Source organism: Pseudomonas sp. (assembly GCF_036404235.1).
Taxonomy (GTDB): Bacteria; Pseudomonadota; Gammaproteobacteria; order Pseudomonadales; family Pseudomonadaceae; genus Aquipseudomonas.
This window is the reverse complement of record NZ_DASWOT010000093.1, coordinates 1-13,588: the sequence shown is the minus strand read 5'-3', so window position 1 is coordinate 13,588 and position 13,588 is coordinate 1. Positions and strand designations below refer to the sequence as shown.

Annotated in this window: 13 protein-coding genes; 1 reads left to right on the top strand and 12 read right to left on the bottom strand. The window is 59.7% G+C overall.

Annotation, left to right across the window (positions count from 1 at the left end):
• The 12 genes from VGC62_RS11415 to VGC62_RS11360 all read right to left on the bottom strand — a co-directional run bounded on the left by VGC62_RS11415 (position 1) and on the right by VGC62_RS11360 (position 11,937).
• Positions 1 to 882 carry a branched-chain amino acid ABC transporter permease gene (locus VGC62_RS11415; RefSeq protein WP_331187188.1) on the bottom strand — a complete coding sequence of 294 codons (882 nt, stop codon included), beginning with the start codon at positions 880 to 882 and terminating at the stop codon, positions 1 to 3.
• Positions 879 to 1,658, bottom strand: coding sequence for an ABC transporter ATP-binding protein (locus tag VGC62_RS11410; protein ID WP_331187187.1), 780 nt, complete (start codon positions 1,656 to 1,658; stop codon positions 879 to 881). The genes VGC62_RS11415 and VGC62_RS11410 overlap by 4 nt, the downstream gene beginning before the upstream one ends.
• Positions 1,655 to 2,611 carry an acyl-CoA synthetase gene (locus VGC62_RS11405; protein ID WP_331187186.1) on the bottom strand — a complete coding sequence of 319 codons (957 nt, stop codon included), beginning with the start codon at positions 2,609 to 2,611 and terminating at the stop codon, positions 1,655 to 1,657. Before VGC62_RS11405 ends, VGC62_RS11410 begins: the two co-directional genes overlap by 4 nt.
• A 29-nt stretch (positions 2,612 to 2,640) precedes the next feature.
• Positions 2,641 to 4,041 (bottom strand): LLM class flavin-dependent oxidoreductase, encoded by a 1,401-nt coding sequence (locus tag VGC62_RS11400; protein WP_331187185.1) that lies wholly within the window; start codon positions 4,039 to 4,041, stop codon positions 2,641 to 2,643.
• 4 nt (positions 4,042 to 4,045) lie between these two features.
• Positions 4,046 to 4,486: an acyl-CoA dehydrogenase gene (locus VGC62_RS11395; RefSeq protein WP_331187184.1), complete on the bottom strand. Its 441-nt coding sequence runs from the start codon at positions 4,484 to 4,486 to the stop codon at positions 4,046 to 4,048.
• 16 nt (positions 4,487 to 4,502) lie between these two features.
• Positions 4,503 to 5,705, bottom strand: a complete 1,203-nt coding sequence (locus VGC62_RS11390; protein ID WP_331187183.1) for an SfnB family sulfur acquisition oxidoreductase — start codon at positions 5,703 to 5,705, stop codon at positions 4,503 to 4,505.
• Positions 5,706 to 5,892: 187 nt separating this feature from the next.
• Entirely contained in the window at positions 5,893 to 6,669 is a 777-nt protein-coding gene (locus VGC62_RS11385) for an ABC transporter ATP-binding protein (protein WP_331187182.1), read from the bottom strand.
• A 6-nt stretch (positions 6,670 to 6,675) separates the two neighbouring features.
• Positions 6,676 to 8,007 (bottom strand): ABC transporter substrate-binding protein, encoded by a 1,332-nt coding sequence (locus VGC62_RS11380; RefSeq protein ID WP_331187181.1) that lies wholly within the window; start codon positions 8,005 to 8,007, stop codon positions 6,676 to 6,678.
• Between the two features lie 52 nt (positions 8,008 to 8,059).
• The gene (locus VGC62_RS11375; RefSeq protein WP_331187180.1) at positions 8,060 to 9,127 is read right to left on the bottom strand and encodes a branched-chain amino acid ABC transporter permease; all 1,068 of its coding nucleotides are present in this window, start codon (positions 9,125 to 9,127) and stop codon (positions 8,060 to 8,062) included.
• 21 nt (positions 9,128 to 9,148) lie between these two features.
• Entirely contained in the window at positions 9,149 to 10,030 is an 882-nt protein-coding gene (locus tag VGC62_RS11370) for a branched-chain amino acid ABC transporter permease (RefSeq protein ID WP_331187179.1), read from the bottom strand.
• A gap of 3 nt (positions 10,031 to 10,033) precedes the next feature.
• Positions 10,034 to 10,837, bottom strand: coding sequence for an ABC transporter ATP-binding protein (locus VGC62_RS11365; RefSeq protein WP_414705785.1), 804 nt, complete (start codon positions 10,835 to 10,837; stop codon positions 10,034 to 10,036).
• 14 nt (positions 10,838 to 10,851) lie between these two features.
• On the bottom strand, positions 10,852 to 11,937 hold the full coding sequence (locus VGC62_RS11360) for an AMP-binding protein (protein WP_331187178.1): 1,086 nt from the start codon (positions 11,935 to 11,937) through the stop codon (positions 10,852 to 10,854).
• 334 nt (positions 11,938 to 12,271) lie between these two features.
• Here VGC62_RS11360 and VGC62_RS11355 point away from each other — a divergent pair.
• A partial coding sequence (locus tag VGC62_RS11355; protein WP_331187177.1) for an ABC transporter substrate-binding protein occupies positions 12,272 to 13,588 on the top strand: 1,317 nt, incomplete at its 3' end.

Sequence of the window (13,588 nt, the reverse complement as noted above, 5' to 3'; positions counted from 1 at the left end):
TCAGACTCGCTCGATCGCCCGCTCGCCGAACAAGCCGGCCGGACGGATGTAAAGGAAAACCAGGGCCAGCATGTAGGCGAACCACGGGGTAATGCCGCCGCCAATCAATGGGCCGATATAGACCTCTGCCAGGTTCTCTGCCGCACCCACGATCAAGCCGCCGACAATGGCGCCACCAATCGAGGTGAAGCCGCCGATGATCAGTACCGGCAAGGCCTTGAGGACCACCAGAGACAGGGAAAACTGCACACCTTGACGCGCGCCCCAGAGCAGCCCGGCGAACAAGCCGACGATACCGGCCACGGCCCAGACGATCTGCCAGATACGGTTGAGGTTGATGCCAATGGACAGCGCGGCAGTGGTGTCATCGGCGACAGCGCGCAATGACACACCGATGCGGGTCTTGTTGAACAACAGGGCCAGAACCACCACCAGCACCACGGCAGCGCCAGCTGCGATCAGATCGAATTGGCTGACCATGATCTCGCCGATGAACAGCGGCACATCGTCGATACCCAGGTCCAGCGCCCGTACCTGCGCCCCCATCAGCCCTTGCGCCAGACCCTCGATGATGAACGACAGACCCAGGGTTGCCATGAACAAGGTGATCTGCGAACGATTGACCAGCGGTCTGAGCACAGTGCGTTCGATGATCAGCGCACCGACGATCATGACTACTACTGTCAACAGCAGTGCCACTGCGAACGGCACGCCCTGTTCATGCAGACTGACGAAGGTCAGCGCCGCAAACAGCAGCATCGAGCCCTGGGCAAAGTTGAACACGCCACTGGCTTTGTAGATCAGCACAAAACCGATGGCCACCAGCGAATACAGCGTGCCGGCCAGCAGGCCGCCAATCAGGGTTTCCAGAAATGACATCAATGTCCCACCCCCAGATACGCAGCAATAACTTCGGGATTGGCTTGCACCTGCGCAGGCGTCCCGTCGCCGACCTTACGTCCGTAATCGAGCACCACGACGTGATGGGATAACTCCATCACCACCGCCATGTCGTGCTCAATCAGAACCACAGTGGTGCCTAGCGAGCGATTGATGTCCTTGATGAACGCCGCCATGTCCTGCTTCTCCTCTGCATTCATCCCCGCCATGGGCTCATCGAGCAGCAACAGCGCTGGCGCTGCGATCAGGGCGCGTCCCAGCTCCACCCGTTTTTGCAGGCCGTAGGACAAATTACCTACCAACACATCGCGCTGCGGTTGCAACTCAAGGAACTCAAGAATGCCTTGGGCCCGTAGCCGAAAATTTTCCGCTTCTCGGCGGGCTCTGGGCAGTTTCAGCGCCTGCTCGATGAAGGTGCTGCGCGTGTGCCGCGACAACCCGGTGAGGACGTTGTCGATGACGCTCATCTTCTTGAACAACGCATTGTTCTGAAAGGTGCGGCCAATGCCCTGACGCGCCGCGTGCAACGGATCGAGACGGCGCATGGTATGGCCCTCGAACAGGATCTGCCCGGCATCGAAGCCATACACGCCGTTGAGGATGTTGAGCAGTGAGCTCTTGCCCGCGCCGTTGGGGCCGATCAACGCGCAGATTTCACCACGCCGCACATCGAACGAAAAATCATTGATGGCCTTGACGCCCTTGAACGAAAGGGACACACCACGAACCTGAAGGATGTTGGGAGTGACCTGGCTCATGCGACTTCCCGTGAAAACGATCCGACCCACGGGTGAGGCGACGGCGCCTTATGGGGCGCCTGCCAGATAAAACGTAGATGCTCGAAACCCAGCAGGCGTTTGACTCGATTGCGCAGTAGCCGACGCACGCCGCGCTGTGGATCGGCAATGGTCCAATCGCACAGGCGACGGCGCCAACTGCCCTGTGGCGGCAGGCGGCTTTCAATTTCGTCCGCCAGCACCTGCAAACGCTCAGCGGACATCACCAATCCAGAAGGGGCGACATCACGTCGATCACGCGCTACCGAGCCTGGGCACTCAGCAAATGCCAACGCCTGACCTGTGCCCAGCCACTGCTCCAGCAGCACCGCGAAACCGCCCTGCCATTCACTGCCCTCCTCGGTCCACAACTGCTCGATACCCTTGCTGCGTATCTGTTGCGCGCGTACCTGGGAGGACGCACTGGCGGCTAACCGCAGCTGCGCCACGCTGATAATGGCTGTGCCAGTGCTTTTGATCAGCGGCTGTTGGCCGCAGATCAATGTACCGAGCACCGGGCTCTGATCGGCGGCGTCGAGCCATAGCCCCAGTTCGCGACGTCGCTGAACGAAGCCATGAGTCGGTCGCTGTGCCTCGACAATCTGGCGGGCTTGCTCGGCGCTGGCGGGTGCCGGCACCACCGCGAGCGTGCCGCCGCTGGCTTGGGCAGCCAGCGCCAGCAACAGGAAGTCCGGTTCGAACGCGCCGCTCAAGACCAGCCGCGAACCCTCATCAAAACCCTGCGACCGCAAACCATCCACCCACTGTTCGACATCATGTAACACGTCGATCCAGCGCCACGCATACCAGTCACCGTGGCGCTTGTGGCGCAGTGCGATGTCCAGCGGCGCGACGTGAGCCCAATGCCGCAAACGCTCCAGTGCATCGGGTACAGCGTCGTCGCGCTGGGTCCGTCTGATTTCATACACACTCATGGCATCACCTGTTCGAAAGCCTTCAGGCTTCAAGCGTTTTCGGGTTGACGACTGCGGTTGAGCGCAGCGAGATCGCGAAAGGCCGCAGCCGGATGATCAGCCCCTAGGCGCGGTCCTGCGCCGAACAACTTCTCGCGCAACGTGCCGGGGGCGTATTCGGTTTTGTAGACCCCACGTTTTTGCAGCTCAGGCACCAGCAACTCGACAGCGTCGATAAAGGTTTCATGGGTCAGGGCATAGGCCAGGTTGAAACCGTCGACGTCGGTTTCCTCAACCCACTCCTGCAACAAATCGGCGACCGTTTCCGGGCTACCGACAAACAGCGGTCCGAAGCCGCCGATACCGACCCAGTCAGCCAGTTCCTTAGGCGTCCAGATCTTGTTCGGGTCAGCACTGGAGAACGCCTCGACCGCAGACTGGATGGCATTGGTGTGGACATGCTTGAGGGGTTCGTCAGGCTTGAACTGACTGAAGTCGATCCCCGTCCAACCGGAAATCAGCGCCATGGCGCCTTCATAGCTGACCCAGGTTTTGTACTCCTCGAACTTGGCCTTGGCCTTGGCATCGGTTTCGCCAAGAATCACGGTCTGCAGGTTGAAGATCAGAACCTTGGATGGGTCTCGGCCCGCCTCGGCGGTGCGTCGACGAATATCGGCTACGGTCTTTTTCAACAACACCTTGGACGGCGCCGCGACGAAGACGCATTCGGCGTGCTCGGCCGCGAACTGTTTGCCACGGCTCGATGCGCCCGCCTGGTACAGCAGCGGAGTGCGCTGCGGCGAGGGTTCGCACAGATGAATACCAGGGACCTGGAAGTGCTTGCCCACATGGCCAATCTCGTGGATTTTGCTTGGGTCGCTGAAAATGCGGCGCTCCCGATCACGCAGGACCGCACCCTCCTCCCAACTGCCTTCCCAAAGTTTGTAGCAGACCTCCAGGTACTCTTCGGCATGGTCGTAGCGGGCGTCGTGTTCGGTCAGGGCTTTTTGTCCCAGATTCTTCGCCCCGCTCTCCAGATACGAGGTCACGATATTCCAGCCCGCGCGCCCCTTGGTCAGGTGATCGAGGGTCGACAGGCGTCGGGCGAACGGGTACGGATGCTCGAACGACAACGAAGCGGTCAGGCCAAAGCCCAAATGCTCAGTGACCAATGCCATCGGTGTAATCAACTGCAACGGATCATTGACCGGCACCTGAGTGGCCTGACGAATCGCCGCGTCGCCGTTGCCCCGATAGACATCGTAAATACCCAGCACATCGGCGATGAACAAGCCATCGAACTTGCCGCGCTCAAGGATCTTCGCAAGATCGGTCCAGTACTCCAGATCCTTGTACTGCCAGGAACGGTCACGCGGATGCGCCCATAGACCGGGAGACTGGTGGCCAACGCAATTCATGTCGAAGGCATTGAGACGAATTTGACGGGACATTCATTTACTCCTGAAGCTGGGGTGGCACCACGCCGTTCAGGCGATGGTTGCCGAGAATCTGGTAGTGCCAGCGCAGCGGCTCACGGCCGGTCTGTGGTGGCAGCGATTGGCGTTGGCCGGTCAGCTCGTGCTGAATATTGCCCACCGCCTGTAATGCATCGGCGCTGGCGATCACCGCCTCGGTGCTGGCTATCAGATGCGGTTCGGGCTCGGCGGTCAGGGTTTGCGCGCGTTCCAGAAGCGCCGCGGCAACTTCAAGACGAATGTGCAGGTCACCGATCTTGCCGATCACGTACGGGTCTTCGACGATGCTCTGCACACCGCTAAGGGCCCAGGGCTGGCCCTGCTCACGCAGGTAGTCGAGGGTGTGTTGCAAGCCTTGGCGGGCCAACTGCAAGTCTTCGGCGGCCACCGCCAGTTGCGCGGTAATTACTGAATGGGTCATCGGTGTGATTCCTCGATCAATTCCAGGCATGACGTAGCGGTGCGATCCCGTTGAGGACGCGATTGCCGATCAGGTGATATTTCCAGCGTGCCGGGTCGTGCAGGGTGTGGGTTCTGGCATTGCGCCAATGGCGATCGAGGTTGAGCTTGCCCAGAACCGAACGGGTCCCGGCCAGCTCGAACAATTTGCTGCTGGCGAGCAGGGCGATCTGTGCTGACAGCACCTTGGCCTGGGCCACAACCACCGACGCGTGGGCCACGCTCGCTTCGCTCGGTTCGGCCAGCGCTTCGTCGACGGCGTGTCCGGCCTTGGTCAGAATCGCGTCGGTGCCATGCAGGCGCCATTGCAGATCGCCGATGGCTGCGATGCTGAACGGGTCCTGCCAGCCGAACTCCTGCTGACTGTCGATCCAGGGCCGTGCCAAGCGCGCGTGCTTGAGGGTTTCGGCAAAGGCTCCATGGGCGATGCCGGTGTCTACGGCAGCCTGGATGATCTGCGAGATCGGGCCATCGGCGGTAGGTTGATCGAATGCCTGATGGGCAGGAATAACCGCACTCAAAGGGACTTGAGCCGCCGTCAGTACAGCGCCACCGCTGGCGGTAGTGCGCTGCCCGAAACCATCCCAGCTGTCGATAATGTTCAGCCCTGGGTTGTCGCGCTCAACGAACGCGATGAACACCTTGTTCTGTTCATCGACTGCCACCACGGGCACGATATGAGCGAACAAGGCACCGGTGCAGTAGAACTTCTCGCCGTCGACCACCGCGTGTTCGCCATCAAAGCGAATCCGCGTCTGGAACGCACCGGCGTTTTTGCTCTTGGACTCGGAAAAGGCGTTGCCGAAGCGATAACCTGCCAGCGCCTTGCCAAAGTAATAGCGCTTTTGTTCCTCGGTGCCGGTCTGCAACAGGATGTCGAGCACGCCCAAGTGGTTCTGGGGGATCTGCCCCAGGGATGAATCGGCGGCCGAGATAATCTTGATCACTTCGGCGACGGTCACATAGGACACGCCAGCGCCACCATAGGCTTTGGGAACGGTGATGCCCCACAGGCCACTGGCGGAAAATTCATCGAGTTCGGCCACCGGCAGGCGTCGATCCCGATCACGCACCGAGGCTTCTTCAGCAAAGCGGCTGGCCAGTGTGTTGGCGACCTCGATCGCTTCAGCGTCGGACCTTATGACGTGGGCCTTTGGCGGGGTTGTGTGTGTAATAGTCATGCACTGACTCCAGATTGTCGGCAACGGTTCGAAGCAATGAACACTTCATTCAAGTGTTCACTGCACAGCCCGTGCCGTAATTTTTTTACGTTAAAAAACAATGTGTTAACGATAAATCAGGAAAGTATGGCAACTGTTCTGTAAAGCAAATTGCCTGAGCACTGTTGCTGGGTGAACAGCTGCGCAATCAATGCGCAGCCGTGCCCAGGTAGTAGTTCTGGATGTCTTCACGCGCAGCCAGCTCGGAGGCTGTGCCGGAATCGGCCACGCGGCCGTTTTCCAACACATAGGCAAATTGCGCGTAATCGAGTGCCAGATTGATGTTCTGCTCGGCCACCAGCAGGCTCAGCCCTTCATCGCGGTTGAGTCGGGCAAGGATCTCGAAGATTTCCTCGACCACCTGCGGCGCCAGGCCCATTGAAGGCTCGTCCAACAGCAGCAGACGCGGCTCGGACATCAAGGCCCGCCCGATGGCGACCATTTGCTGCTCGCCACCGGAGGTGTAGCCCGTCAAGCGCTTGCGCAGCAGCCGTAGCCGTGGAAAGTAGCCATAGACTTTCTCCAGCCGGAGCTTGAGTTCAGCGCGCGACGGCCTGGACACAAAGGCCCCGATCAGCAGATTTTGCTCGACGCTCAAGTGGGTAAAGCAGTGTCGCCCCTCCAACACTTGGGCCAGCCCCGCCCGGACCAGCGCAGCCGGGTCAGAACGGGTGATCGACTGCCCCAGGTAGTTGATCTGCCCTCTAACCACCTCGCCACGCTCGGCGCGTATGAGATTGGAAATCGCCTTGAGGGTGGTGCTTTTACCTGCCCCGTTGGCGCCCAGCAGCGCAACCATCTGGCCTTCGCGAACCTGCAGACTGATCCCGCGCAACGCGAGGATTGATTGCTCGTAAAACACCTCGACCTGCTCCACCGACAGAATCGTTTGGGCAGACAGGTTTGCATGCGGGATCTGGCTCATCGGGGCTTATTGCTCCTTACTGCAGTCGCGAGGAGTGATGCCTTTTTCCTTGGCGTATTGCGCAGCGGATGCTTCGATGATCGGCCGCAACAAGGCACGGTCGGCCTGCACCCAGTCACTGATCAGGTTCCAGCGCTGTCCATCCCATTGCTGGAAACGCACCGCACCGCCGCCTTCGTGGTCAGCACAGGACAGTTTCAACGGCTGTACCAGCCCCTTGGCCCCCAACGCTTGCAGGCGTGCGTCGTCCAGATTCAGGTGTTCGAAACCCCAACGCACTTGCTCGCCAGTCAGGGGTTTGTCACCGTATTTGGCCTGGGCGATACGCAACGCTTCAACGTTAAGAATCCCGTTGACCACACCCAGGTTGTAGTAGACGGTGCCGAAGCGCTTGGCATCGGTCAGATTGCCCTGGCCCTTATCGATCACCGATTGCTTGATGTTTTGAAGCACCGGGAAATCCGTACCGGACGGATGCGTGGTGATGGAAATGAAGCCCTTGGCAGCCGCACCGGCAGGGATCACGTCTTCTTCGGAGTTACTCCAGATGTTGCCGATGATGTGATCGGCAGGGAAACCCACCTTCTGCGCCGATTTCAGCGCCACCGGGTTCATCACACCCCAGCCCCGCAGGATCACCCAGTCAGGCTTGAGGCGACGGATGTTCAGCCATTGCGATTGCTGCTCATTGCCAGGGTGCGGCACTTCCAGCGCGGTCAATTCAAACCCGTAGTTCTTCGCCAGGGTTTCCAGCACACCATTGGTTTCCTTGCCATACGGCGAGCCGTGGAACAGAACGGCGATTTTCTTGCCTTTGAGCGACGCCACACCGCCTTCGCGCTGACCGATGTAATTGACGATGGCCGAAACCTCGGAATACGGGTTCAGTTGCAGTGGAAAGACGTAAGGAAACACGCTGCCGTCAGTGGAGTCGGTACGCCCGTGATTGATGGTGATCAGAGGCAGTTTGTCAGCGGTGGAACGCTCCAGAGTGGCGTAGGCAATGCCCACCGACAGCGGATTGGTGGCGGCGGCTGGCGCGCCATTGAGGCCACCCTTGAGGCGTTCGTAGCATTCGACGCCTTTCTCCACCACGTATTCGGTTTCACATTCTGACCAGGTCAACTTGACGCCGTTGACCCCGCCAGTGGCGTTGATGTACTGCATGTAATCGATAAAGCCACCGAAAAACCCGGTGCCGCCAGCGGCATAAGGCCCCACCCGATAACTTTGCAGGGGGAAATACTGTTCGTTGGCGGCTTGTGTCGTTGCCACAAGGCCCGGCCCCAACAGGGCCAGACTCAAGGCCAGACGCCGCAGGTATTTTCGGTGGTTCATCGGCAAACTCCTTAAAGATTGAGAGAGGTATTTGTTGTAGGTAATCAATGGATCAGTAACGCAGCGGCCACACCCGCGCACGCTGCCTGAAGCGTTGCCACAGGCGCGCCAGCCCTTCGGGCTCCTTGATCAGGAACGCGATGATCAGAGCGCCGAAGAGCATTTTTTGAATATTTTCCAACTGCCCGGAGTCGATCAAACCGACTGGCAGCAGCGCACTCAGATTGCCCAGCAAGATGGGAAACAGAACGATAAACGCCGCGCCGAGGAAGTTACCCAGCACACTGCCCAGGCCACCGATAATGATGATGAACAGCACCTGGAACGAACGACTCAGGTCAAAACCATGAGGTTCCACCGTGCCCAGATACGCGAACGCCCACAGCGAGCCAGCGATCCCCAGATAAAAGCCGCTGATGGCGAAGGCCAGCAACTTGGCCTTAAACAGACGGATGCCGATGACCTGCGCTGCGGTGTCCATGTCTCGGACGGCCATCCAGTTGCGACCCAACTCGCTGCGCACCAGATTCTTGCCAAGCCAGAACAACAGCACCACCAAACCCAGGGTCAGCAGGTAGCGCCCTTGAGGTGAGCTGAAATTCAGGCCGGCAATGATCAACGGCGGCGAGGTGATGACCCCCGATGCGTTGTCATTGGTGAACCAACTGAACTTGGTCAGCACCCACTCCACCACGAACTGTGCGGCCAGCGTCGAGACCAACAGGTAGAAACCCTTGATCCGCAGACTGGGCAGACCAAACAGCAGCGCCACCGCAGCCGCGACCACGCCGCCCAAGACGAAACTGACCAGCAGTGGCATCCCCGGTATCCGCAGTTGCAGGTTGTAGGCCGCAAATGCACCCACGGCCATGAACGCCGCCGATCCCAAAGACAACTGCCCGGCGTAGCCAGTCAACAGGTTCAATCCCAAACCGGCCAACGACAGCACCAGAAACGGGATCAGGATCGCGCTGAACCAGTAATCGTTACCCAACAACGGCACGCCAATAAACGCGAAGGCTAACAAGACAAGCAGCCCGATCCGGTCCTGACGCAGGCGAAAAATACGGCGCTCGGCGGCGTAGGTGGTCGCGAGCTGTCCGGCTTCTCGATAAAGCATGGGAATAATCCTTATTGAAAATCAGACGCGCTCGATCGCGCGCTCGCCAAACAGGCCAGCGGGACGAACCAGCAGGAACAACAGCGCCAACACATACGGCACCCAGTTTTCGATACCGCTGCCGATGATGGGGCCCAGATAGATCTCGGCCAGCTTCTCGGCGGCGCCGATGATCAGGCCACCCACAATCGCGCCGCCAATCGAAGAAAAGCCGCCGATGATCAACACCGGCAAAGCCTTGAGCACCACCAGGGACAGGGAAAACTGCACCCCTAGCCGCGCGCCCCAGAGCAGCCCTGCGACCAGCCCGACAAACCCGGCGACAGCCCAGACCACCGCCCAGATACGCGGCAGTCGAATACCCACGGCCAGCGACGCCAGGGGGTCATCGGCCACGGCGCGCAGCGACAGGCCGATGCGCGTGCGGTTGAACAACAACGACAAAGCAATGACCAGCGTGGCGGCGGTGCCTGCGGCAAACAGGTCGAACTGCGACAGCAACATGCCGCGAATTTCCAGCGGCTCATCTGGAATACCCAGTTCCAGACCGTGAACCTGCGCGCCCCACAACGCCTGAGCCAGCCCCTCGATCATGTAGGACAGGCCGAGAGTGGCCATGAACAGGATGATCGGTGGACGGTTGACCAGTGGCCGCAGCACCACTTTTTCGATCAACAACGCCAGCACTACCATGCTGGCCAGGGTTGCAAGGAATGCCCACCAGAATGGCAAGCCGCGCTCCAGCAGACTGACGAACGTCAGCGCGGCAAACAGCACCATGGCGCCCTGGGCAAAATTGAACACGCCTGAGGCCTTGTAGATCAGCACGAAACCGATGGCCACCAGCGAGTACATCACCCCGGCCAACAGCCCACCGATCAACACTTCAAAGAAAAACTCCATGACTTATTGGCTCCTCGCCGATTGCGGGCGCCGGGTGCCGAGATAGGCGGCAATGACATCCGGGTTATTGCGCACCTGCTCCGGCGTGCCATCACCAATCTTGCGGCCGTAATCGAGCACCACCACATGATCGCAAAGCCCCATCACCACACCGATGTCATGCTCGATCAGCACCACCGTGGTACCCAACTCGCGGTTGATGTCGCGGATGAACTGGCTCATTTCCAGTTTTTCGTCGGCGTTCATGCCGGCCATTGGCTCGTCCAGCAACAGCAAACGCGGCTCGGCCGCCAGTGCCCGCGCCAGCTCGACACGTTTTTGCAAGCCATAGGACAGCTTGCCCACCAACGCGTGGCGCCAGGGGTTGATGCGCAAAAACTCAATGACCCGCTCGGCATGCCAGCGTTGCTCGTCATCTTCAGCCGGGGCCCGCCCCAGCCGCAGCACTTGCTCCAGCCAGGTACTGCGGCGCTTGAGATTGCGGCCAGTGAGCACGTTGTCCAGCACACTCATGCCTTTGAACAAGGCGATGTTCTGAAACGTGCGGGCAATGCCGCCCTCAGCCGCCTGATGCGGACGCATGCGGCGTCGGGTTTGCCCGGCGTAGCTGATCGAGCCACTCTGCGCCCGGTAGACGCCGTTGATCACGTTGAGCAACGAACTCTTGCCCGCGCCGTTGGGGCCGATCAGCGCGCAGATTTCCCCTGCGGCCACCGAAAAACTAATCGACGTGACCGCCTTGACCCCTTTGAACGACAGCGAGATGTCGTCCAGGGTCAGTAATGTCGAAGGAGCAATTGCATTCATCAAAAAAAGGCTCATCAGGCAAGTTGAGGGGACGTAGACACCGACAAATCCACCGGCACCGAGGCATTGCCCAAGGTGCTCAGCGGGCGTGGCCGGATACCCAGCGCACTGAAGAACGCAGCGCTCTGTGGCGTCAGCGCCTCGCCCACCAGCAAGGGTTTGTTCAAGCGACTCATGCCCAGCACATCCAGTAGCGGGCGACGGATCAACCAATGCCCCAGCCAGCGCCGCAAGACATCGGACGCCGGGGCCATGGCCCATTGATAAAGCCAGTGACTAAAACTGCCCGGCAGCGGCTGACGCTCACGCGCCCAAAGCTCCAGCCGCGCATACGACTCGCGCGTGCCCAGCACCAGCGTCGGGCCCAACTCGCGACGGTCGTTATCCCGGGTGCTCAATCCCTCGGGGAAATTCAGGCAGAAGCCCGCCACCAGCCAAGGCGCCAAGAGGTAGCGCGCCTGACCACTGGCAGCAAACACCCTGGCGGCCAGCGCTTGCTCATGGCTTGCCAACCCCTGGGTGTCTATCAGTTGTTGCGCACCCAAGAGCAAATCCTGATGGCTCAGCACCTGGGGCAATACGCCGTCCAGAGTGGGGAATATGAATGCAGTGGCGGTGGCATCTGCGGCGGGGCGAGGAGGTTCGGCGGGCACACCGTCCAGCAGTTCGGCGTAGGCGATCAGACCTTTGTCTTGCGCGTCGCTCAGCCCACGCTTGTCCAGAAAAACCAAAAAGTTCGGCGGCGCACTGCGCAACTGCACCACCGCCTCCAGACCTTCGGCGACCGCGAAGTCAGGCGCCAGGGACGCCAGCAAATCCCGATTGTCCACGGCCGGGTCCAGCAGGCTGACGCTGCCACCCAACCAATGCGCCGCCAGCGCCAGCAACAGGGCTTCAGCCCTGGCCTGGCTGATGATCAACAGATCATGGCCGGTACCAAACCCTTTTTGATGCAGTGCCCCGGCCAGACGGCTGACGTCTACCGCCAGCTCGCTCCAGCTACGGGTCTGCCAGATACCGAGTTGCTTGTAGCGCAGGGCAACCTGCGCGCCACGGGTCTGGGACTGCTGCAACAACACCTGGGGCAATGACTGGGACATGTGAAGCTTCCATCGAAAAAGGATCAATGGGGCTATAGCAGTGTCCGTGCCATTTAATAAATATGTTTATTATCAATAAGTTATATAACTTTCATGACCCCGCCGCTGTCTCTTGCCAGCACAGCGTGCTGAACATCTGTTGCGTCACCAACAGTTCGCGATCAAAAACCTGCGCCTGCCCGCTGTTGTTCATCCCCCAGCAATGCAACAGCACTGTCCGGCACGCAACAGACAACTGCTTTAAAAACCAAAAACCCCCATTAAATCAAGGCAATAAAACACGGCATAGATCCTGCTCCGAGGACACGACACCTCATCATTCAGGAGCGTTTTGATGTTTGAACAATTAAGCCCGTACCGGGCAGCGATCAGCGCCGCGCTGTTGCTCAGCCTTGCGGCGCCCGTCGTCGCGCAGGCGGCCCCAGCCGATACACAACACTTTGCCATTGCCGGTTATCGCGTCGGACCTTACGCCGCAGGCGGGACTGGGCAGGTAGGCGGTCTGGTGGATTATCTGGAACTGGTCAACGCCCGAGACGGCGGGGTCAACGGGGTTAAGTTGAGCTGGTCGGAGTGCGAAACCGAATACAAGGTCGAACGCGGCGTCGAGTGCTATGAACGCCTGAAGAAGGAAGCCACCACGTTCAATCCCTTCAGTGTCGGCATCGCCTATGCGGTGATTGAGCGCGCCACCGCCGACAAAATTCCGGTCATTACCCCCAACCACGGCCGCACCGACTCCACCGATGGCCGTGTGTTTCCTTTCGTGTTCCCGGTGATCCTCAACCCATGGAGCGAAGCATCGGCGATCATCAACTACATTGGCCAGCGCGAGGGCGGCCTGGACAAGCTCAAGGGCAAGAAAATCACCACCCTTTATCACGGCTCCCCTTACGGCACCGAGACCATTCCGATCTTCGATTTGCTGGCCAAAAAATACGGTTTTATCAATACGCAAGTGGAAGTACCGCACCCCGGCAACGAACAGAAATCCCAATGGCTAAACATCCGTCGTGACAAACCCGATTGGGTGATCTTGCGCGGCTGGGGCGTGATGAACCCGGTGGCATTGAAAAACGCCCAGCAGACCGGCTTCCCGCGCGACCATATTATCGGCAACGTCTGGAGCAACTCCGAAGAGGATGCCATTCCGGCTGGCCAGGCTGCCAAGGGCTACATATCGGCAACCACTCACCCTTCCGGCGACCAATTCCCGGTGCTGCAAGACGTACGCAAATACCTGTACAGCAACGGTAAACACGGCAACATGGAAGACCCAAAACGGGTAGGCAGCGTGTACTACAACCTGGGCATTCTGGACGGCATCCTGCATGTCGAGGCCGTGCGTGAAGCGCAGAAAAAGTTCGGCAACCGCGCGCTGACGGGTGAAGAGCCGCAATGGGGCTTCGAACACATCAACATTGACGAAAAGCGCTTGCAGGAGCTAGGTGCTAGCGGGCTGATGCAGCCGATCAAACTCGACTGCCTGGACCACGAAGGTGGCGGCGCGGTCAAGTTCCAGCAATGGGATGGTGAGAAGTGGGTGCTGATCAGCGACTGGATTCAATCGGACCGCGCCCTGCTGCGGCCGCTGATCGAGAAGTCCGCCGCGCAGTACGCCAAAGAGCAAAACATCACCCCGCGCACTTGC

Bases quoted from the DNA above. Each gene is read 5' to 3' on its own strand.
- VGC62_RS11410 (WP_331187187.1), bottom strand. From the start codon at position 1,658: ATGAGCCAGGTCACTCCCAACATCCTTCAGGTTCGTGGTGTGTCCCTT.
- VGC62_RS11405 (WP_331187186.1), bottom strand. From the start codon at position 2,611: ATGAGTGTGTATGAAATCAGACGGACCCAGCGCGACGACGCTGTACCC.
- VGC62_RS11400 (WP_331187185.1), bottom strand. From the start codon at position 4,041: ATGTCCCGTCAAATTCGTCTCAATGCCTTCGACATGAATTGCGTTGGC.
- VGC62_RS11395 (WP_331187184.1), bottom strand. From the start codon at position 4,486: ATGACCCATTCAGTAATTACCGCGCAACTGGCGGTGGCCGCCGAAGAC.
- VGC62_RS11390 (WP_331187183.1), bottom strand. From the start codon at position 5,705: ATGACTATTACACACACAACCCCGCCAAAGGCCCACGTCATAAGGTCC.
- VGC62_RS11385 (WP_331187182.1), bottom strand. From the start codon at position 6,669: ATGAGCCAGATCCCGCATGCAAACCTGTCTGCCCAAACGATTCTGTCG.
- VGC62_RS11380 (WP_331187181.1), bottom strand. From the start codon at position 8,007: ATGAACCACCGAAAATACCTGCGGCGTCTGGCCTTGAGTCTGGCCCTG.
- VGC62_RS11375 (WP_331187180.1), bottom strand. From the start codon at position 9,127: ATGCTTTATCGAGAAGCCGGACAGCTCGCGACCACCTACGCCGCCGAG.
- VGC62_RS11370 (WP_331187179.1), bottom strand. From the start codon at position 10,030: ATGGAGTTTTTCTTTGAAGTGTTGATCGGTGGGCTGTTGGCCGGGGTG.
- VGC62_RS11365 (WP_414705785.1), bottom strand. From the start codon at position 10,837: ATGAATGCAATTGCTCCTTCGACATTACTGACCCTGGACGACATCTCG.
- VGC62_RS11360 (WP_331187178.1), bottom strand. From the start codon at position 11,937: ATGTCCCAGTCATTGCCCCAGGTGTTGTTGCAGCAGTCCCAGACCCGT.